Source organism: Enterococcus larvae (assembly GCF_017830045.1).
Classification (GTDB): domain Bacteria; phylum Bacillota; class Bacilli; order Lactobacillales; family Enterococcaceae; genus Enterococcus_L; species Enterococcus_L larvae.
Genome location: NZ_JAEDXU010000003.1, coordinates 21,831 through 41,548 on the forward strand (window position 1 = coordinate 21,831; position 19,718 = coordinate 41,548).

Below are 19,718 nucleotides of genomic sequence, written 5' to 3' on the forward strand. Positions count from 1 at the left end.
TAACTATCTCCAGTCTATAGCTCAATGATTTTTACTTGTTGCTTCAAAATGTCTGCTTCCTTTGGGTCAAAATAGGAGCTGTCTTCATACTGTACCTTACTGGCAGCACAGGCACTTCCTGTTTTAAGTGCTTCTTTGATATCCTTACACTTGGAAAACTCAGCTAAAAATGCTCCGACAAAACAATCTCCTGCTCCGGTATCATTGATTTCCTTTACTTTTGGCGCAAGGACTTGATACTGCTTGCCTTCGTAATAGCAAATACTGCCTTTCTCTCCTTTAGAAGCCGCAATACAAGTGATTTCTCGTGACAATTGTTCCAGTGCCTCTTCCACTGTGCCCGTCTTCTCAGACAACAGCTCGGTCAGTTCAAATTCATTCGGCTTGATGAAATCCACGCCGAGCTGTGCTGCCAGAAGCAAGGCTTCGCCAGATAAATCACAGGCGACAAAGGCCTGTTTCTCTTTAGCAGCTTGTATCAGCTCTGCTAAATCATTTATTTGGAAGTTTTCCGGCAGAGATCCTGCAATCAATACGATATCCTCCTCTGTCAGATACTTCTTCAAAAATAAAAGTAATTGCTGCTTTTCTGCTTCCCCAACAGAAAAACTTGGTTCTGTCAGCATGGTGGAGCCCTGATTATCCGGTTCAATAACAACTATGGATTCTCGTGTCAGACCTTTTGGAATTTGAATAAAGCGATGTGAAATCTCCTTTTGCATTAATATCTCTTCAAATGCAGCAAAATTCCTTTCACCTGCAAAGCCCAACGCCAGGTTTGAGACGCCTAATCGTGTCATAGCATAGGAGCCATGCGTTCCTTTTCCGCCAATGTCATAGGTTACCTTCGAGGTACGATTCGTCTTCCTCTTTGTCAGTTCCTTCTCTAAAAACAATAGGCGGTCAATTGCCGGATTCAATGTGATTGTATAAATCATCCTATCTACCCTTCCTCCAGACCAGCCGCTTCCAATACCTCTTCCGTCTCTTCCTGCTGCGCTGCTTTAGCTTCACGCATCAGCTCACGATAATAGAAGACAAAACTGACAACCCAAACAATCAAGATGATCAATGGAATGAAGTTTCCTTCTAAAAATTTGAAGACATGTGAAAAGGCATAGGTAAATACAGGACCATCAATCGAGCTGTTGGAAATCAGTTTCCCAGCTTCCAGTTGAACGGCTCCGGTTGTATTTGCCAAATCAGTCATAAACGGTGCAAACGCAGTTCCCACCCATAAGAAAATTGGCGAACCAATCGTACAAAGAATGATCATACGTAACAAATTGCCTCCGGTAACAAGGAATGCCGGGACAGCTAGTGCGATATTAATGATTCCTGCAAACGGCAGGATTTCATTTCCCGGAAGAAACATAGAAAAGATCAATGTGACAGGCACGGAATAAATAACTGCCAACCAGATTTCATTCGATCCGCCCATGAATGGCCAATCCAAACCGACCAACAATGTTCGACCTTCGAATTTCTTATTCATGAAATCACTGACTGCTTCTGAAATTGGAGATAATGCCTGCATAAAGTATTTTGTGATGACTGGAAATAGTGTCAATGCCGTAGCTGCCTGAATAGCCAACGTCAATGTTTCAGCAACATTGTAGCGGGCAAGAACACCAAATACACACCCCAAAATGAAACCCAACACATGGTTCTCTGCAAAAATCCCCACTTTATCCTTCAATGATTCGGCATCAAAGTCCTTATCCAATGCCGGAATTTTCCGCAATAACTTGTCAATTGGATAAAAAATAGCTGTCAGGAAAACCATTTTATGAGTACAAGTCACACCGGGAATTCCAGATAATGTTTCAATTCGATGCTGGTGAGCATCTGCACTTTTCAGTTCAAATACAATTTGTACAGCCGCAACGCCAAAAGCCAATGGAACACTTCCTGTGATACCGACAACAGCGACCGCTGTAAAGATTTTCCCCCAAACATTCCATAAATCTGCATTGAATGTGTTGGTCTTATTGAGGACCAGCATGATCACATTAATACCAATCATCAATGGAAACATCAGAAAGGCATACGGCCATGACCAAGAAATTGTCGACATGGTCGTCCAACCGCCATCAACGATCGGCAGCGATATCCCAACAGTCTCCAGCATCGCTTCTGCCGCCGGACTGATTGCACCTGTCATAAAGCTGATCAGCATCGTCATACCGGTAAATGCAACCCCCAGTGTGATACCTGAACTGATTGCATCCTTTACCTTCATGCCTACAACCAGCCCTGCAACAATAATAATGATCGGAACAAAAATGGCAGCACCAAGACTCAACAGGTAATTTACTACATTACTCAAAATTTCCATCTTTTTACCTCCTTCTATTTGTCGTTACTTATTACAAATATCGATCAATTTCTGTAATTCTGCTTCTTGTCCCATGCCAGTTAGAAAGGCGATGCCGTTAATAACCGGAATTGGATATTCTTTCTTTGTTTTCGTGATTGTGATATAGGCAACACTGGAATCCATATGGCGATCGACAGACTTTAAATCCACCGCTTCTACATACGCATTTACACTACGCTCTTTCAATAATCTGCTAACTTTGCTCGCTACAGTCTGAGACGTTGCCACTCCACTACCGCATGCTACAATAATTCGTTTCATCATTTCTCCTCCTAAAATATATATTCTGCTTGCTCTCATTCTCCTTGATCGAAATTTATCCTGATGATCTCCATGACCTCTTCACAGCTTTCTACCTGCAGCAGTTTCTTCACTGCATCATCATTGGTCAGCAAGTTCATTAACTTTTGAAGCGCAATGACCTGATCACCGTTTTTGAGTACACCGAGCATAAAAATCAGCTCTGCTTGGATCTTACCTTCTGCAATCCCCATCGGCTCAAATTCAATTCCATGCTTTGGCCTGACCACTGCAATGAAAGGCTTCTTCAAGTTCTCCGGATCTGCATGAGGAATCGCCACACCAACTGTTGATGTCTGGATTCCCGTCGGAAATTGCTGTTCTCTCCTCAAAATACTTTCATAATAGCTCTCATTCACAAACCCTTGGTCGATCATTCGATTATTGAACCATTTAAACAGCTCTGCTCGATCACTTAGCTCTTGCTCAATAAATACCAAGTTTTCACTAAATAATTCTGTCCCTACCATACTTTCACCTCTTTAAAAGTTTTTTCTCCGCTTTGAGCATCCCCTCAGCCAATCAGCTCATTAAGCTCCTGTTCAATCAGCGAAAACAGCTCTTTCTTCGATTCAACAGTGTTCAGCATTCTCTGAAGGTCAGTCTCTAAAAGAATCTGATTCAGCTTAAGCAGCCATTCCACATGCTGATTTTCCACTGATGGCGCCAATGCTACCATTAGTTGCATTGAATCCTTGTTCGGAAGCTGTACCTTATCCTTGATCAGCAGAATCTGATAATCCGGCTTTAATACACCGTATTCCGGTTTAGCATGTGGAAGATAGCATTCATAAGCAATCATCATATAGGGATAATCCTGACGAAAGATCAGGCTGCACATCTCTACATAGCTTTCAGTAATACTTTCTCGATCAATCAAAGGTTGAAACGCCTGTGTCAACGCGTCGTCCAAATCAGCAGATTGAATAACGGTTAGATGATCTTCTGTTAATAGAAAATGATCTTCTTTTACAGCTACCTTCGGTTGTTCGTCTTTCATGTAGAAACTTTCAATACGCATGAAGGCGTCCTCTTTACAAAATTCTGGAAATAAATCACTTAAATAACTAAATAATTCCTTTGTTTTCTTTGTTACATCTTCATTGATCGCCACTTCTACCTGATTTTTGATTTTCTCTCTGGCTTCCTTATCCAACACAGGAGGAACCAGGAATGTAGTGATATCTGTATGAATAGGAATTGTGGTGAAAATGAAATCTGGTTCAAATCCGGTTTGAGACACCTCATGGATGGCATATGCACCGACAAATTCAATCTTCGGGAACATGGAGCGAAGATTTTCCAATAAAAGCTTTGAAATAGACATCCCACTTCGACATAAGACCATCGCTTTAAATACCTGCTCTTCTGCTGCTTTTTTCGTATGGATCATGGAGCTGATAACAATCATCGCAATAAAAACATCTTCCTCTTTCGGAAAGCTCCGACCAATCAGTTCCTCAAAAATCCCAACACCAACTTTGATTTTTTCGTAAAGCGGACGATACTCTTCTATAAATACATCCGTTAGAGGATTTTTGATATTCACACAAAGCAAGCAGCGATAGATAGCCGGTCTTAAATGCAGAATCAGCTTTTCTTTCAGACTTTCCCGATTGGAAAATTGCATGACACATTCCTCTTCAAGAAATGTAATGAAGCGGTCTGTTGCTTTCACAATATCTTCGCTGTCAGACAAATCCAGCTTTGTTTTAACGATTGTCGCAGATAATACTTGTAAAACCAGATACAATAAATCGTTTTCATTTAAATCTGTCACATGGCGAAACAGCTCTGCATACATGGGAAATTCTTTGGTGTTCTTGATATCGTATTTTTCAACTTTGAAATGCCAAGCGCTGCGATGATGCTGTGAGCGTTGAATCAAAAATGCCAATATGATTGGAAGCTCCTCCAGGCTTTCTTCCGTAAAAGTCAGCTGCGCCTTTTTTTGAAGATTCGTCAGCCGATTCTTCAACAAGAGCAGCTCATGCTCTTCGACAAATCCTGTTTCTAGTAGAAAATACCTTCCAGAAGGCTGCTTCAGCATATTCTTCAAAGTATTGACCAGCTCATTTCTAATAACAAACTCTGACCCCAAAAGTGTATAGCCTGTTTTCCTGGAATACTTTAAAAAGATTCCTTTCACTTCCAATTCCTGTTTCAAACGCTTGATTTCTGCCAGTGCTGTGTTTTTACTGACCAGCAGCTGATCCGTCAGCTCCGCAAGATTCATATCTTCTTTACTGAGTAATAGATGCAAAAGAAGTAACGCTCGCCGATATTCACCTTCATAGTAAGTAAATATTGTTACTTTCTTTTTTTTCAAGTAACGATAGCATTTCTCCCGATCCTTTTCTGACAGATAAATCTGCTCATCTTCAACAGCCAGTTTGGAATTAAGAGTATGGTTGATTTCCTTTAAGTGGGTTGCCAAGTCTACCTGTGATAAAAGCTTTGACGCTATAATCTTATCTATCACTATGTTGTCTTTTTGAAAAAAGTCTTGAATCAAAGCCATTTCCAAACAATCCATCGATGTCACCTCTTTCTATATTTATCTTAACGTAAAATAATGCACTTCTTTTTCGGTTTCATCCCAATTTGAAACCGCTCTCTTTTTCTGATTGGGATGAGCTTGTTTTTCTAAAGAAAAATAAAAAAAAATCGATCTTCTAAATAACTTACGGGAAAAAAACGGTATCCTATTATTTTATTAATGTAAGCAATGAGCATTTGTTTGTAAATACTTATTTTTTTGAGCACTAGCACGTTATTTAATGTAACAAAAAACAAAGCCTTCCAATAAATTGAAAGACCTCGTTCTTTTCTCTTTATTAAACTGACGCTTCGCTTAAAACTACTGTATAAGACGACTGGCTCAATCCATTGGGATGATAGAATGTTAGATAGAGAAACCAATGTACTGCCTCAAAAATAATCACATTGCACGCTTTTTTCCTCTTCAAACTTACAAAGCATCCAATAAACGCCATTCATTCTCCTATTCTTTTTCATTTGAAATGGATTGCTCATTTCCTAGAAGCTCAGTCTTTTATTTCCAAACATAACATATACCCCTTATTACGAACAGTTTTTAGACCCAGCTGTACTTTCGAGGATGTGCTCTTTCTAGCAAGCTTACTTCTTAAGCGACATATCAGGTTGCCCAGCCTGCTTTTAGGTGCTTCTACAACTTCTCCCCAGACATGCATAGAAATTTCTTCATATGAATAAGCTTGATTTGGCTTAGTGTTCAATAGCTCGATGAGTTTATATTCTGATTTAGTCAGTTCAATTTCAGTCTCCCCACCTAAAACTATGCTGAGGTTCTGAGGAAAAAGTTGGATACTGCTTTGTCTCGTACTTTTTTCATCTTCTGTCTTACTAGAAGCAGCGCTGGCATAGTCTTGGTATCTGACTATGGAATTGTTAATTTGCCATTTAATGTGTTCACTTTCACAATTAGAATCAAGAATTCCATCAGCACCTAGCTTGAGATACACCAAGCTGCTGCTCTTTAGCGGATCATCTGTCATTATCCAGACAAACGAGCTTTTTCTTTTTTTTAGTTTCATGATCATCTCACATATATAGTAGATATCTTCCGTTCCACTGTCTTGAAGCACTACACCTGCATAATCATTTAGATCCACTTGATCATTATCAGTTACAACTTTTTCAAAATGAACAGCATCTTGCTTATCATTTTTTATTTGAAATGAAGCTTCCTCATCTGTCATTGAAATATACGCAATTTTTTTCATTTCATCATCCCTTTTAATCATTTTTTTCAAGTTTATCACGACTTTTTATCAATATGCGCTCAAAAAATAGGGGATTAAATACTAAATATTTACAATTTTTAAAACATAAAAATAGTTTTTATTTATAAAAAACCAGTGAATACACTAATATTTTATCAACAATTATATGCTACTCATGATAGGATCGTTTAAAAATCAAGGATATTCGTAAATATCTACAGTAAATATTTTTTCGTACATTTTATCATTAATTACATTTATATCGTATATTTTAATAAAAATTAATAGAAAAAATTAGTGTTTTCCCCTTAATTACAGTATTCTAGAAGTGATAACCAAGGGAGTGATGACTGATGTTAAACAACACCTTATTGGATCAAGAGACCAACACGAAATTGACCCTTTTGTATTTACTTTATACAAAACACGCATGGTACTTAATGGATGACCTCATTTTCGACAGTTCGTTTGACCGAAACACTGTATTTAAGTATGTAAAACTTCTTAGAGATGATGCCAGCGATTTAGCTGCAGATGGGCTTCCTCTTTCTATAGAGTACTCAAAGCCTCGGGGATTATATTTTTCAGGTGATAGAGTCGCTTATGAAGCATTTGTTTTTCAGCTTGTTAATCGTTCTATCGGCGTCTCTTTACTCAGGGATGTATTACTTCATCCTCAAATATCATTAGATCAATTTTCTTCTCAGCACTATGTAAGTGAAAGTAATATTCGTAAAAAAATGAGGCAGCTCAATACTTCATTAAAAAAATATTCTTTTTCTCTCAAAAGCTCTAATCGCCAGATCTTCTTATCTGGGGATGAACTTCAGATAAGATACTATGGATATATTTTTTTCTGGGAACTATATAAAGGAGTGATTTGGCCTTTTCCAGCTATTTCTGAAGAAAGTATTCGTTCATTTATTGATAAAGAGTTTTTTCATTATTTTCCTTTGAAACATGCTGCCGTCATGCATTGGAGTTACATTTTAGCGCTTAATGTTTGCAGATTTACTCAAGGAAAATCGATCCATCAAAGTGATTTACCGCCATTCACAAAAGAACTGAATACATTCATCCTTTCCGGTCACTATTCCATAATAAAATCTTTGGAAACTTCGCTATCTTTTCCTAGTGCTGAAATAAATTATATTGTTCTCCTCCTCCAAACAACAGTTAGATTTTATACAATTGAAGATTCTTTTGAACGATGCCTAGCCTTTCATCAAACAAAAAATACAGAGGTATACCAACTGTTCCAGCTTTATTTTTCTGTATTTCAACCTAATTTTGATTCAGTTCCTCCTTCGAATCAAAAAAATTATAGAAGCTTGATTTTGACTACATTTATGACTGTTTTACTTTTTCCAAATTTTTCCACTACAATTTCCGGGTATGCTTATCTTGATTACCTCGATGACCACTATGTATCTTTGAAAGAAAAGATAGAGTCTGGTATAAAAGAAATGCGCAACCACTCTTCTTCTTCCTTATTAGACAATGATTCGTTTTTGACTGTTCGTTTTTCTGAAGCTTATGCATTGATTGGTAAATTGACAGATTTTGATCCCATCATTCTAATCAAGTTGGAAACAGACTTACCTTTTGTGATGGAAAAAGTTTTTACTCATCAATTGACTTCTATTCTTTTACCTTTTTACAATATTTCCATTCTTTCTCCAGCAGAAGCTTCAAAAGAGGATAGTATTGATTTAATTATTTCATCAAGCCTTCTCCCTCAAAAAAATGATAATTTGAGCACCAAAACTATATTTATCCATCCAAGAATCCAATTACCTGATATTATAGTTGCTACAGAGGCTATCGAAGAAATAAAGAAAGATAAACGAAAAACACAGAAAATCTAGCACGAGAGTATGGATGTCATAAAAAATCTTATCTATAGGATTTTTTCAAGCATTCACCCTGTTTCTTCCTTTACTCAAACCGTACTGCTTGCTGCTTGACCAATGCATCTATCTTACTCAGTTTTTCATCACCTTTTCATGACAAAAAATAGAGAACATGATAAAATACTACTGAACAAAGTGAGGTGAAAAAATGTGGTAGCATTTATTATTTACTGGGCAGCTATTTTAGTATGTGTTGCATGGGGAGTTCTAAGTATTGGTTTTTCAGTCTTCTACTTATCACGCAAGGAAAATGGAAACCTTTGGGCGTTCGCTCTATTCAATGTCATTGCTGGTATTGTGTTAGCTATTGTATTAGTTATTTATAAAACTTGGGATTTCGATATCACAACATACTCAAGCCTTATCTATGCGATCTTAGCATCTTTCGGCGTATTGACTGTCTTACAAGCGATTCTTGGTCGTGAACCAAAATCACCAGTCAAAGCCTAATGAAACAAAACGATCAAAAAACCGTTCCTCTTTCATAAGAAGAACGGTTTTTCGATTGTCTTTCATTTGTCTAGTCTAGTATGTCTTATCTATGATGCTGCTTTGACTCCTTTTGCTAAGTTTCTGCTTTTCACATCATTTCTTCACCTCATCGAAACGAGCTCTGCTTATTCACTTTCAGAACCATCTTCTCCCTGACTTTGCGGCTCTCCATATTTTTGCTCGCCGCTGAGATTCCCTAAACTGATATCCAGGTACACAGTATAATTTAATGGCAGGTACTGACCGTGAATGTTCATCGCCACTACAGTTCCTTTTGCTTCTGCTGAATCGACATAGCGGATTTGATAATTGATGTTGGCTCCCTTGGACTGAAACTCATCATAAAAGAGCTTCTGCAAGTCTCCTTCAACTGTCGTTCCTCTCAAATCCTTGATATAAGGCTGTCCGGCAGAATAAACCACCTTGAGTGTCAGGTCATCCTTACTAGTCAGCTCAGTCCCTGCAGTAACACTTTGGGACACTAATTGTCCGTAGCCTATATTTTCAGTAAAGATTGTTTTGACTTGAATGTTCAAGCCTTCGACAGCTGTTGCCGCATCCTCCATGCTGTATTCAGAGAAATCCGGCACAAGAATCCCTTTACCAAGAGAAACGGTAACGGTCATCTGCTCTTTTTTTGCCAACTTTTCATCTTTGGCAACTCCTTGAGACATAACGATTCCGGCCTCTACATCCGCAGAAGTAACTTCCTCAAAAACAACATCGATTTCATTATTCTTTGCCCATGTTTCAACCTCGGTTCTTGTCTTCTTCGAGAAATCAGGAACCGTGATGTTCTTACTATAGGTTTCTTTTCCTTTAGAGTAGTACAGCTTGAGCTTATCTTTTCGGCGATAATTTTCTTTATTGACCTCAGCATTTGTAAATTCCATTTTCAGCGCTTTTCCAGCTTCTTCTGTCTCATGAAATTCTTCAATGATCGAAATATTCTCTGCCTGCTGCTCTTTTATCCACTTCTCAGCTTCTGTTTTAGGCATCGTCATAAAATCAGGCAGCTGCAGCTGTTCTTCCGGATCGGCACCTAGGCTAGCAGTTAGATTCAGCGTTGAGCCCTTTTTTATTGTTGATTTTGCTTTTTGCTTTTGTGCAATGACTTTATTCGCTGCCAGCTTCGCATCATACTTCTGTTCAAGCTCAACCTTCAAATTATTCTCATTTGCCCAGCTTCGGGCATCCGCAACGTCTTTATTTGTAAAATCAGGAACGCTTACATGAGTCATCTGATAGTATAAGAAGAATCCGACAATACAGCTAACTACGATCCCGCCAAGAATCATCAGTTTTTTTCTTTTCTGTTTCCCTTTATAGGTAGGGTCGAATTCTGTTTCCTCTTCCTTACGACGACGGCTCATGCTGACTTCCGGTTCTGGAGTAATATAAGGACCAGAGGAAGGACGACGTTCTGTCTGTTCTTTTCTTTGACTCACAGGCAGCTGCTCAGTCTTCTCATCTTGGCGCAGCTGTTTTTTCACTTCCTCTTTCTGATCATAATTGCCTTTATTGAACTTTGACAGAAAATCACTCATTCAGCATCAACTCACCTTGCTTCAGGTAATAGGTATGATCAGAATGCTTAGCGATTTCATTGGAGTGGGTCACAACGATCACACACTTATTGTGGACCTTTGCGAGATCCTTAAAAATGTCAATGATCTCCTTTTCCATCCCCTCGTCCAAGTTTCCTGTTGGCTCATCCGCCAGAATGATATCTACATTTGTAGACAAGGCACGTGCGATCGCCACACGCTGCTGTTCTCCACCTGAAAGCTGATTGACCATCCGATCAGCTTTTGAGCGAGTGATCCCAATATAATCCAAAAGATTGTAGGCGACATCTTTAGGAGAATCCGGCAGCTGATTATCAGTTACCGACATCGCCACCATCACATTTTCAACGGCAGTCAGATATGGAACCAGATTATAGCTTTGGAAAATGATACTGATATCATCTCGTCGATATTCTTCATACCCGATATCTTTGATATTCTTTCCTTTGTAGAGAATTTCTCCGGCTTTCGGTTCATCTAATGCGCTGATCAGCGAAAGAAAAGTTGTCTTTCCAGATCCCGACTGGCCAAGAATCGTGTAGAACTGTCCCTGTTCAAAGGAAATCGTCGTTTCTTCTAATATTTTTCGACGGCGGTCACCGTCCTGATAATAATAAGTCAATGCATTCGTTTCTAAAATTGCCATCGTATTCTTCCTCCTACATCATGATTTTCTTCGGATTCAACCGCAGGATATAGAGAAGCGGAAGAATTGCTGAAGCCAGTATCGTTGCCATCCCTGCTGCTAAAAATGTGATGATGTAGCTCAAGGAGAAGTTCACTGCATAAGCATTGTTTATGTCTTCGGCACTGAGGGTCGACAAATTGATGCTGCCTGAAACAAAGCTCATCCCATTGTTCATTCCATTATTCGCTGTTTCAGCCAGCGCATCTCCTGAAAGAAGAGAATTTGAAACGATATCTCCTAACAAGTTCCCGCTGATCAATGAAATCCCCATCGCTAAAAGGCTGATCATTAAGAGTTCAATAACGACCTGTGCCAGTACGCGATTGCGTTTTTCCCCTAAAGACAGATAAATACCAAACTCATGCTTTCTATCTCTTAAGAACAGAACAACAATCAGAGAAATGATCACTAAGGCTGCTGCTACCGCAATCAACACCACATATCCGGCAATTTTTGACAGCTTCTTCATACTGCCGCCGACCTGTTCATATTGATCAGTCGATGCTGTCAATTTGAAAAATTCTGGAATAAGAGGCTCTGTCTCTTCTTTGAAGGCATCCACATCATCCGGGCTTTTCAAGATGTAAGTAGGTGTTGCCTGATTCATGCTTTCTTCAGTAAAATCTTCTGTATACATATCCGGTGTCAGACGCTTACCAGTTTCATATTCAATCTTATTGATTGCCTTGATTGCATTATTCGGCATGTACAATGTATTGAATTGTTCTGTCTGAAACACTTGATTATTCATCTCATTTTGTGCATTGTCATCCTTTTTTTGCTCAATAGTCTTAGGCTTGAATAAACCAATGATTTCTACCGGATGATCGTCGCCTTTAAATGATTCTGACGAGGTCCCATCACTGCTGTAGGATTGATGATTGCTATCCAATACAAGCTGATCACCAACACCCACACCGTTTCGTTCCGCCAACTCTTCTGAAATGATTGCCACCGGCTTATCACCATCGAGCTCTTCTTGGGTAAACATTCGCCCGTCTGTCAGCTCGACCTTCTTTTCCGAAAAATCAGGTGGGCTGGTCAAATTTGTTCCCTTTAATTGCAGATACTGTCCCATAGATACTGAAAATGCACTATCTTCAGTATCCATCTCATAGACTTTGGTATCTTTTACCTGAATAGCTCCTCTAGTGCTGTAATCATATTCCTTTACATAAGGCGAGCTGCCGATTTTTTCGATTTCTTCATCTGAGAGGCCATTAGGTACTTGCCCCCCTGAAGGGTTTTCTTCCATCAGTTTTTCATAGTCCAAATCAACCGTTGCTGTTGCACCTAGTTCTTTTTTCACCTTTTTTTCAACATTTTCTGTCGATTGCTGAATCGCGATTGCTCCTGCAATAACATTTCCTAAAATAAAGATAACTGCAAATAAAATAAAGGATTTTCCTTTTCTGCGAGTCACGCTTCGAATACCACGCTGTAAATAGTTCATAGTCGCTTCTCCTTTTTAGCTAGATGAATCCCACTAAATAATTAATAGTCATCGACGCTCTCATCAATCATCAGAATCATTTTAACTATCGATTATTCAGCTGTTTTCATATACCTTTGATAAAAGAAAGCTTCCCCCGATTCATGCCCCAAACTTCATCCGTATACCTGCCTAAATACTGTTCACATTCCAATAGGATCACACATGTTCCTTCATCTGTTAGGGTTTTCAAATAGCCCATGACCTGTTCTTGACTATGGAAGTCCATTGATGATAGTAGATGATCCAATATCAAAAGCCTTGGTGAGAAAATCACTGCTTTGGCTAAAGAATATTTTTTCTGAGTGAATAAATCCAACTGACCAAGCGGCTGCTTTGCTGAAGGTCCATTGATGCCAAAGCTTGCCAGATATTTTAAACAATCTGCTTTTTTTCTCGGCTTTTTACTGACCTGAAGATAATAATAAAGATTTTCTACTGCTGATAATTCCGGTATATAGTTATACTTTTGAAAAACAGTACCGATCTCCGCTGTCAGCAGAGTTGTATGTACATTTTTGGAAATGTCCTGACTATTGTATAAAAGCTTTCCTGAGGTCAGAGTTTCCAATCCGGTCATAACAGCAGTTAATAAACCTAACTCCCTTCGGTCGTCATTGAGAATCAAATAAGATTTTCCTGTTTCAAATGCCGCAGTTGCTCGGTCCAAAATCAAAGTCTCTTTCACGTAGCTGGCTTCTTCAAATCGTATTGTTTCCATTACTCCATCTCCTCCGTCAATCGAGTGCCAAACTGAAAACGGCGGACTTCATTGATTTTCCCTGCCGAAAGAATAAGCCACAACAAAAACAATAATCCGAACTTTGTAGGTGCTAATGTTGTACTGGAAGCCACTGTCTTTATTGGCTCCGCAATCGATGTGGTCACACTAAAGTTGTTTGTTGAAAAAAAGCTGACCGTTTGCGAGGTAACTGATTCTATCGTACCATTCAGTAGAAATTCGGTAAGAGAAGAGATACAGCCCTTCATCAATACAAAAGCAAGGAAACTTGCAGCAATCAATAACAGTAAATCATTACTACAGTACATCAGCGATATTTTTCTCTTACTGATTCCATTACTGTACAAGAAACCAATTTCAGCAGTCTGTTTTCTTTTGAACAAAGAAGCCACTAAGTACAGAGGAATGAGTCCTATCAATAAAGTACCGCTCAAGCAATAGCCGGCTCGCTTCAATGCTTCATTCAAAAAAACAGTTTCTTCATGATAAAGTGATTCATTCGAAACGATCTGATACTGTTCAGACAAGCCTTTTTCTCTCACTTCCGAAGAAAAATCATCGAACGCTTCGCTGTCTGCTAAGTGATAAACAGAATGCCATAGTGTTTGCTGATAAAGCTCTGGTTCAACAGCTTCCAGCGACTCGGAAGTCAGATAGATATGTGCCAGATAAATCACTTCGACCTTCGGCTTATAAATCCCTTTTACCGTGAAATCTACTTGAGACTGGTCGTTATAATAAGAAACAACATCTCCTACACGGATATTCTCTGTATCTGCATAAGACTGACTGATCAAACATTCACCTGCTTTAAGCTCAGGCATATCGAAGGAAATCTCCTTCATGATTCTCGTCAGTTCCTTCGTTGGTAAAACGCCGATCATTGACGTCAAAGCAGAAGCAGTTGTTCTCTGTCCAGCCAGCAGCTGCTCAGAATTCTTTACAGGTTGCAAGTAGAGGTAACCATCATACTCGATGCGATCAATATAATCTGACAAACCGTAATTTTCTAATTCTTTATAGGTCAGCTCTCCGGCACCTTCTGAATTTGGAAATATTTGGACCTGTGTTGCGTACTTGTTTTTACTGCGATCGATTTCTCTTTTAAAATTGCTGATACTGTCAACAAGACCGAATACAAGACTTAAATAAGTGAAGAGAAAAAGAAACTTGATCAACCATTGGATTTTATTATGTTTCAGGCTAAAATATGCATGCTTGAAGAGTTGCATAATCTGGGGAGCTCCTTTCTGCCTTTACTCTAGCAAATTGATTGTTAACTGAATGTTAACTGAAATAATTTATATACCTTGATGCCGACCCGACAACAAAATAGGGGCATCCTTTTCTGGAACAGCCCCACAAAAAATAAGTCCAGCTTTTGCTTATATCCTCTCTAATAATCCAAACCACTACTCTCAACAGCCGGGAAACTTAAATAGAACGCTGACCCCTGATTCTTCAGGCTTTCAACATAGACAGAGCCTTTACATAAGTTGCACACATGCTTGACTACTGACAAACCAATGCCGTAACCATCCTGTTTCAATCCATTCACACGGTACCTATGTTCAAAAATCTGCTCCTGTTTTTCCTTATCTAATCCATAGCCTTGATCCTCTACTATGATGATCACACTGTTTCTTTGTGCAGCTACAGATAAATGAATCTCCCGATCTTGACCATATTTCACTGCATTGTCTAATAAGTTGGAAACCGCTCGGTAAATCCAGCGTTCCTTCGCTAAAATCTCAAGATCCTTATCCTCAGAAAACGAAAAGATCAGATTTGGATAAATTTTTCGATAGGTGTCACAAACCTCTGCACAAATCAACGAAACATCCACAGGAACCAAGTCTTCTTCCTTATTTCCGGCCAACGTCAAAATATCATCCACACTATCTGTCAATCGCCCCAGCAAACGAAGATCATCTGCAGTTCCGGTTTTTTGTTCCAGATTACTTTTCAATACTGCAATTGTATTTTTTTGTTCATGTGTCATATAACTACTTAAGCGTTTATAGTCCTCCAGACTAACTGCATAATCCTGACGCAGTGCGGAAAGAGCTTTCTGAACGCCCTTATCTAAACTTTGAAGAGACGCTTCCTTGTCTAAGCGCTTCAACTCTTCAATGATCGAGATTGTCTGCTTCATTTGAATACGCTTTAATATCAACCAAAGAACCAAGGTTGAAATAAGCAAAATACCACAAATTACACCAATGATCAAAGGTATATTCTGGGAAAAGGAATGAATATAAAAGTCATTCAATTCAGAGGTGCTGACGATCGAGTTCGTATTGACCTCAATTTGTGCCGTTTCAAGCGCATTGATTTCCTCCTGATTACTCATGACATAGACACTGGAACCCAGCACCGAACCTGCATCTACTGTACGCAAAGACTGCTGGAACATATGGAAGCCTCCAACGATCACTGCACTGATCATCAACGAAAATACGCTGATAACGATTCCTATTTTCATATTCATTCGCATAGCTGATACCCCTTCGCTCGGATTGTTTTCAGTACTTCTTTGCCTGCAGAAGAGGCCAACTGTTTTTTCAAACGCGCCATATGCACACGAAGAACAGAGGAAAATGGATCGAAGGATTCATCATAAATATGCTCTACAATTTCCTCAGTAGAAACAACAGCTGGAGATTTCTGTGCAATGTACAGCAGGATATCAAATTCCTTCGGCTTCAGTGACACAACATTCCCAGCAATGGAAGCCTCTCGCTTTACCGTATTGACAAGCAGCGGGCCTATTGAAATATTGGGTGATGTTCGTCCATGAAATCGGCGGACTACCGCTCTGATTCGTGCCATCAGTTCAACAAAATCAAAGGGCTTGACCAGATAATCATCCGCTCCGTAATCCAAGCCCTTTGCCCGCTCTTCGATTTCATGCCGAGCAGTAACGATAATGATTGGTGTCTCGATCCCTGACTCTCTTAAAAAGGTTAAAATCGACAAACCGTCTTTTCCCGGCAGATTCAAATCCAATAAAATCGCATCATACTCAGTAATATAGGCTTTTTCTTCCCCTTCCTCACCAGTAAAAGCGATATCGACAGAAATGTTTTCCTTCATCAATCCTTTTCTGACTGACAATGCCAGCTCACGATTATCTTCAACAATCAAGACCCTCATTTTAAATACCTCCAGTTATTCTCTCCCCTCTATTTAACCAAAAAAAATAAGCCTTTTGCGGGCTTTTACACAAAATAACCTTTTTGTTCACAAAACTTTTACAATTGAAGCCCCTGCTCCCCAGAAAAAATCAACAAAAAAACTCAAGGCTGCCGGAGCAAACACTTGAGTTATATCATCCTTCAATTATATACGCTGCCTATTCTTTGTTCCGAAATACCCAGTTTCTCTGTATTTGGAAGCTGATGAAGAACAACAGTACATCCACGATGATTTTTATCCCAGTAACATTAAAGCTCAGTAAATCAAATAGCCATTCTGTTGCAAAAGAAGAAATCAATATCTGAACAATGCATAGGAGGACATATTTGATCAATGTTGATCGATTGTTTCCATCTGCTTTGAACACCTGCGTTTTATTCATTTGGTAATTGAACAAGGAAGAAATCGCTCTCGCTAAATAAGCAGAGAAGAGAATATAATGCTCACTGGCACCTGTCAGAAGTCTGACAAAAATTGCAAACAAAATAATATCTATCAAAAATGAGCAAATAGACGAGAAGATAAACTTCGCAAATAGAGAATAAATTCTTAGGGAATCCTTCAATGGGTTAAAATGCGACGTCTCATTATCTTCAATATAAATTGTCTGGATCGGCACCTCAACGATTGTTATCCCCAGTTCCTTCGTCTCAAGAATCATGTTCATTTCATATTCGAAACGCTCACCATTCACCGTCAGAAATTTCCTCATCAGGCTTCTCGAAATCCCACGAAGACCAGTCTGAGTATCCGACAATGTGATTCCGCAAAACATTTTGAGGACCTTGCAGGTCATGACATTCCCAAACCTGCTCCTAAAAGGAATATCGCTTGTTTCCTTAGAAAAATCACGGCACCCCATAATCAAGGCTTCATCATTTTCAATCGAAGCCTGATAACATTTTTCAATGTCTTCGATTCGGTGCTGTCCATCAGAATCAACCGTAACCACACTCTTGATTTCCGGATATTCTGTCAAGATATGATTAAAAGCTGTTTTCAACGCTCGACCTTTGCCCCAATTCACTTGATGTGTTAAAAGTACACAGCCGTATTCTGATATCGCCTTTTGATAATATTCATTGTAGCTATCGTCACTTCCATCATTGATAACGAAAATATGCTTGAATCCTGAATCCTTTAAGTCCTTCAGTAAATGAAGAAACTTATTATCCGGGTCCAATGACGGGATGATTATTCCAACATAATCTTTTGAAATCATTCTGTGCACCTTTCTCGATGCTCAAAGAAAGATTCTTTTGAACATCAGGTATTTTCTAGACATCTTTTTATAAATGGTTCGTCCATCTATTTTATAAATTTGTACATCCTATATTCATCACTTTCATCGAGTACAATCCAGCCGAGTCGTTCCACTAGCTGATTACTATTTGTGTATTCCTTTTTCAGAATAATATAATCGATCGGGTACTTACCGATCAGTTCGATTATTCGTTCTTCATCATCGATCCGACCATTGGTGAAGTCCATCAATTCAGCACGCTCCGTGGCCTCTTCAACTTTACCTCTATAGGCAAATAAATCCAGTAAATATTGATACCTTGAATAAATAAGCTCTATTTGACTGTATTTCTGTCGTAGGGTTGTTGATAATTCTTCTGAAGCCAATACAACCGGCTGCTGATTTTCTTCCAGCACTTTGCTGCCAAATGTCATGACCTCTTCTGGAAGGCGTTCAACATTAACGGCTCTCACAAAATTGTTTTCCTCTGAAAACATCCATGTTCCCGGAACAGCAATCACTATACAACTCAATAAAATACCAATAGCACTATATTTAAAGCGAGAAGATAGCAGGATAAGTACATAACTGATTGCAAAACCGACGGGTATCAGCCAAAAAACACGCCAGTAAGATGGAGCCTTTGTTAGCGTCTCAGCAACGATTTTTCCTGTGATTGGGTTCCAAATGCCGACTAGCAGGACAAGCGGCGTAAAGACAAAACTGATCTTTGCTCGGGCATTCCCTAAAACAAGAATAATCAGTACAGCAAGAATATACAAAATAAAGTATAACATACCACTGCCAAAAAAGTTTTTGAATACAGTAAAAACAAAATTATCGCCTGTGCCTGAAGCCGCTTCAATCTGACCACTGAACTGACTGGCTCTAAAATAGATCAGTAAAGTGAATAAAGCAACCGTCAAAATAGCAGGCAGGGCATGTAGGAACAGCTTCATCTTTTTCTTATAAATGGCAACGACTAACAGCATTGCGGCTAGTTGAAAACCCAGCACATATAAACTGGTAGGATTCAACGCTGCTCCAGCCAGTATACAAACAAGCAAAGGGCCAAAAAGATAGCGCTCTAAAGGACTTTCTTTCGCCTCATCATTCTTCTTATCTGTGATACAGCCCAGCAATATGGCCATCATGATTGGTAAAACAACGTGTAAATAAATCGATTTCCCTTGCCAAATCCTAGAAAACAAGAAGCTCCCCTGAGAAAATACAGCATTCCCTCCCATAAGGTGAAAAACCGATACGAGCAGGTAAAAGTAATTGCCTTTCGTGCGCTCTCCGTTAAAGAGTGTTCTCCCTAAAAGAAGATAAGCAGATGCAGAAATCAAAAGCAGCCAGGGAACCAAGACAAAATGCATCAACGTAACGCCCTCTATCTGGAAGAAATTTCCCAGAACAGCTGCCAAGGCTTCCCATGTTTCAAAATCATACATCGGTACAGTACCTAAGCTAGTGATGCCAAAGCTGGCATCATAGGAATTGAGGAGTTGACTATTTTGAAACAACGTAACATTGCTTACATAAAATGAATCATCCGCGTCGGAACGATACATCAAAAATGTCAAAACAATTTGAAGAAAGAGCATTCCTCCAACCAACAGATACGTTCGATCAAAAGGCTGCTTTTCAGATTTATAGGCTTGTTTATAAAAGCCGAGTAAAACGCCTGCCGCTAAAATAAGCAGGACTTGAACAGAAAAAGCAGTGACACTCCAGCGGAATGCCATGAAAACCCAGCCAAACAATTGAATCATCGCTAGTTGAAAAATGAAACCAATGCTTAGTCGCTCTATTTTTGCTGTAGGGATGCCTATCAACTTACTGATACCCGAACCTGTCATGTAGACAGAACCCGTCATCGCCAGATAAAACAACAGCATTTTCCCAATAAGTAAAACATTTAAACCGGACAAG

At 39.2% G+C, this 19,718-nt stretch carries 17 protein-coding genes; 2 read left to right on the plus strand and 15 right to left on the minus strand.

Annotated elements, in window-relative coordinates; all coding sequences use genetic code 11:
- Positions 1-14: 14 nt before the first annotated feature.
- The 6 genes from I6N96_RS06625 to I6N96_RS06650 form a co-directional block, all read right to left on the minus strand.
- The gene (locus I6N96_RS06625; RefSeq protein WP_209556781.1) at positions 15-938 is read right to left on the minus strand and encodes a 1-phosphofructokinase family hexose kinase; all 924 of its coding nucleotides are present in this window, start codon (positions 936-938) and stop codon (positions 15-17) included.
- A 5-nt stretch (positions 939-943) separates the two neighbouring features.
- A complete protein-coding gene (locus I6N96_RS06630; RefSeq protein WP_209556782.1) occupies positions 944-2,338 on the minus strand; it encodes a PTS galactitol transporter subunit IIC in 1,395 nt (464 codons plus the stop codon).
- 24 nt (positions 2,339-2,362) lie between these two features.
- On the minus strand, positions 2,363-2,641 hold the full coding sequence (locus tag I6N96_RS06635) for a PTS sugar transporter subunit IIB (protein WP_209556783.1): 279 nt from the start codon (positions 2,639-2,641) through the stop codon (positions 2,363-2,365).
- Positions 2,642-2,676: 35 nt separating this feature from the next.
- Positions 2,677-3,150 (minus strand): PTS sugar transporter subunit IIA, encoded by a 474-nt coding sequence (locus I6N96_RS06640; protein WP_209556784.1) that lies wholly within the window; start codon positions 3,148-3,150, stop codon positions 2,677-2,679.
- A 44-nt stretch (positions 3,151-3,194) separates the two neighbouring features.
- Positions 3,195-5,216, minus strand: a complete 2,022-nt coding sequence (locus I6N96_RS06645) for a BglG family transcription antiterminator (protein ID WP_209556785.1) — start codon at positions 5,214-5,216, stop codon at positions 3,195-3,197.
- Positions 5,217-5,727: 511 nt separating this feature from the next.
- A complete protein-coding gene (locus tag I6N96_RS06650; protein WP_209556786.1) occupies positions 5,728-6,447 on the minus strand; it encodes a helix-turn-helix domain-containing protein in 720 nt (239 codons plus the stop codon).
- Between the two features lie 353 nt (positions 6,448-6,800).
- Here I6N96_RS06650 and I6N96_RS06655 point away from each other — a divergent pair, with 353 nt between their 5' ends.
- Together I6N96_RS06655 and I6N96_RS06660 are read left to right on the plus strand one after the other, a co-directional pair.
- The gene (locus I6N96_RS06655; protein ID WP_209556787.1) at positions 6,801-8,315 is read left to right on the plus strand and encodes a helix-turn-helix domain-containing protein; all 1,515 of its coding nucleotides are present in this window, start codon (positions 6,801-6,803) and stop codon (positions 8,313-8,315) included.
- Between the two features lie 195 nt (positions 8,316-8,510).
- Complete coding sequence (locus I6N96_RS06660) at positions 8,511-8,810, plus strand: hypothetical protein (protein WP_209556788.1); 300 nt, start codon at positions 8,511-8,513, stop codon at positions 8,808-8,810.
- 167 nt (positions 8,811-8,977) lie between these two features.
- On the opposite strand, the gene I6N96_RS06665 is transcribed toward I6N96_RS06660, so the two are convergent.
- From I6N96_RS06665 to I6N96_RS06705, 9 genes are all read right to left on the minus strand, one after another.
- A complete protein-coding gene (locus tag I6N96_RS06665) occupies positions 8,978-10,399 on the minus strand; it encodes a PASTA domain-containing protein (RefSeq protein WP_209556789.1) in 1,422 nt (473 codons plus the stop codon).
- Complete coding sequence (locus I6N96_RS06670) at positions 10,392-11,066, minus strand: ABC transporter ATP-binding protein (RefSeq protein ID WP_209556790.1); 675 nt, start codon at positions 11,064-11,066, stop codon at positions 10,392-10,394. The genes I6N96_RS06665 and I6N96_RS06670 overlap by 8 nt, the downstream gene beginning before the upstream one ends.
- A 13-nt stretch (positions 11,067-11,079) precedes the next feature.
- Positions 11,080-12,561 carry an ABC transporter permease gene (locus tag I6N96_RS06675; protein WP_209556791.1) on the minus strand — a complete coding sequence of 494 codons (1,482 nt, stop codon included), beginning with the start codon at positions 12,559-12,561 and terminating at the stop codon, positions 11,080-11,082.
- Between the two features lie 106 nt (positions 12,562-12,667).
- Positions 12,668-13,321: an ATP-binding cassette domain-containing protein gene (locus tag I6N96_RS06680; protein ID WP_209556792.1), complete on the minus strand. Its 654-nt coding sequence runs from the start codon at positions 13,319-13,321 to the stop codon at positions 12,668-12,670.
- Positions 13,321-14,574, minus strand: a complete 1,254-nt coding sequence (locus tag I6N96_RS06685; protein ID WP_209556793.1) for an ABC transporter permease family protein — start codon at positions 14,572-14,574, stop codon at positions 13,321-13,323. The genes I6N96_RS06680 and I6N96_RS06685 overlap by 1 nt, the downstream gene beginning before the upstream one ends.
- Before the next feature lie 164 nt (positions 14,575-14,738).
- Positions 14,739-15,839 carry a sensor histidine kinase gene (locus I6N96_RS06690; protein WP_209556794.1) on the minus strand — a complete coding sequence of 367 codons (1,101 nt, stop codon included), beginning with the start codon at positions 15,837-15,839 and terminating at the stop codon, positions 14,739-14,741.
- A complete protein-coding gene (locus I6N96_RS06695; protein WP_209556795.1) occupies positions 15,830-16,498 on the minus strand; it encodes a response regulator transcription factor in 669 nt (222 codons plus the stop codon). The genes I6N96_RS06690 and I6N96_RS06695 overlap by 10 nt, the downstream gene beginning before the upstream one ends.
- Positions 16,499-16,697: 199 nt before the next feature.
- Positions 16,698-17,762 carry a bifunctional glycosyltransferase family 2/GtrA family protein gene (locus I6N96_RS06700; protein WP_209556796.1) on the minus strand — a complete coding sequence of 355 codons (1,065 nt, stop codon included), beginning with the start codon at positions 17,760-17,762 and terminating at the stop codon, positions 16,698-16,700.
- Positions 17,763-17,848: 86 nt separating this feature from the next.
- Positions 17,849-19,717 carry a DUF6077 domain-containing protein gene (locus tag I6N96_RS06705; RefSeq protein ID WP_209556797.1) on the minus strand — a complete coding sequence of 623 codons (1,869 nt, stop codon included), beginning with the start codon at positions 19,715-19,717 and terminating at the stop codon, positions 17,849-17,851.
- Position 19,718 lies beyond the last annotated feature (1 nt).

Excerpts from the sequence above, each read along its gene's own strand:
- I6N96_RS06635 (WP_209556783.1), bottom strand. The coding sequence starts at position 2,641 with ATGAAACGAATTATTGTAGCATGCGGTAGTGGAGTGGCAACGTCTCAG.
- I6N96_RS06665 (WP_209556789.1), bottom strand. The coding sequence starts at position 10,399 with ATGAGTGATTTTCTGTCAAAGTTCAATAAAGGCAATTATGATCAGAAA.
- I6N96_RS06695 (WP_209556795.1), bottom strand. The coding sequence starts at position 16,498 with ATGAGGGTCTTGATTGTTGAAGATAATCGTGAGCTGGCATTGTCAGTC.
- I6N96_RS06650 (WP_209556786.1), bottom strand. The coding sequence starts at position 6,447 with ATGAAAAAAATTGCGTATATTTCAATGACAGATGAGGAAGCTTCATTT.
- I6N96_RS06680 (WP_209556792.1), bottom strand. The coding sequence starts at position 13,321 with ATGGAAACAATACGATTTGAAGAAGCCAGCTACGTGAAAGAGACTTTG.
- I6N96_RS06630 (WP_209556782.1), bottom strand. The coding sequence starts at position 2,338 with ATGGAAATTTTGAGTAATGTAGTAAATTACCTGTTGAGTCTTGGTGCT.
- I6N96_RS06645 (WP_209556785.1), bottom strand. The coding sequence starts at position 5,216 with ATGGATTGTTTGGAAATGGCTTTGATTCAAGACTTTTTTCAAAAAGAC.
- I6N96_RS06690 (WP_209556794.1), bottom strand. The coding sequence starts at position 15,839 with ATGCGAATGAATATGAAAATAGGAATCGTTATCAGCGTATTTTCGTTG.
- I6N96_RS06625 (WP_209556781.1), bottom strand. The coding sequence starts at position 938 with ATGATTTATACAATCACATTGAATCCGGCAATTGACCGCCTATTGTTT.
- I6N96_RS06700 (WP_209556796.1), bottom strand. The coding sequence starts at position 17,762 with ATGATTTCAAAAGATTATGTTGGAATAATCATCCCGTCATTGGACCCG.
- I6N96_RS06675 (WP_209556791.1), bottom strand. The coding sequence starts at position 12,561 with ATGAACTATTTACAGCGTGGTATTCGAAGCGTGACTCGCAGAAAAGGA.
- I6N96_RS06655 (WP_209556787.1), top strand. The coding sequence starts at position 6,801 with ATGTTAAACAACACCTTATTGGATCAAGAGACCAACACGAAATTGACC.
- I6N96_RS06685 (WP_209556793.1), bottom strand. The coding sequence starts at position 14,574 with ATGCAACTCTTCAAGCATGCATATTTTAGCCTGAAACATAATAAAATC.
- I6N96_RS06670 (WP_209556790.1), bottom strand. The coding sequence starts at position 11,066 with ATGGCAATTTTAGAAACGAATGCATTGACTTATTATTATCAGGACGGT.
- I6N96_RS06640 (WP_209556784.1), bottom strand. The coding sequence starts at position 3,150 with ATGGTAGGGACAGAATTATTTAGTGAAAACTTGGTATTTATTGAGCAA.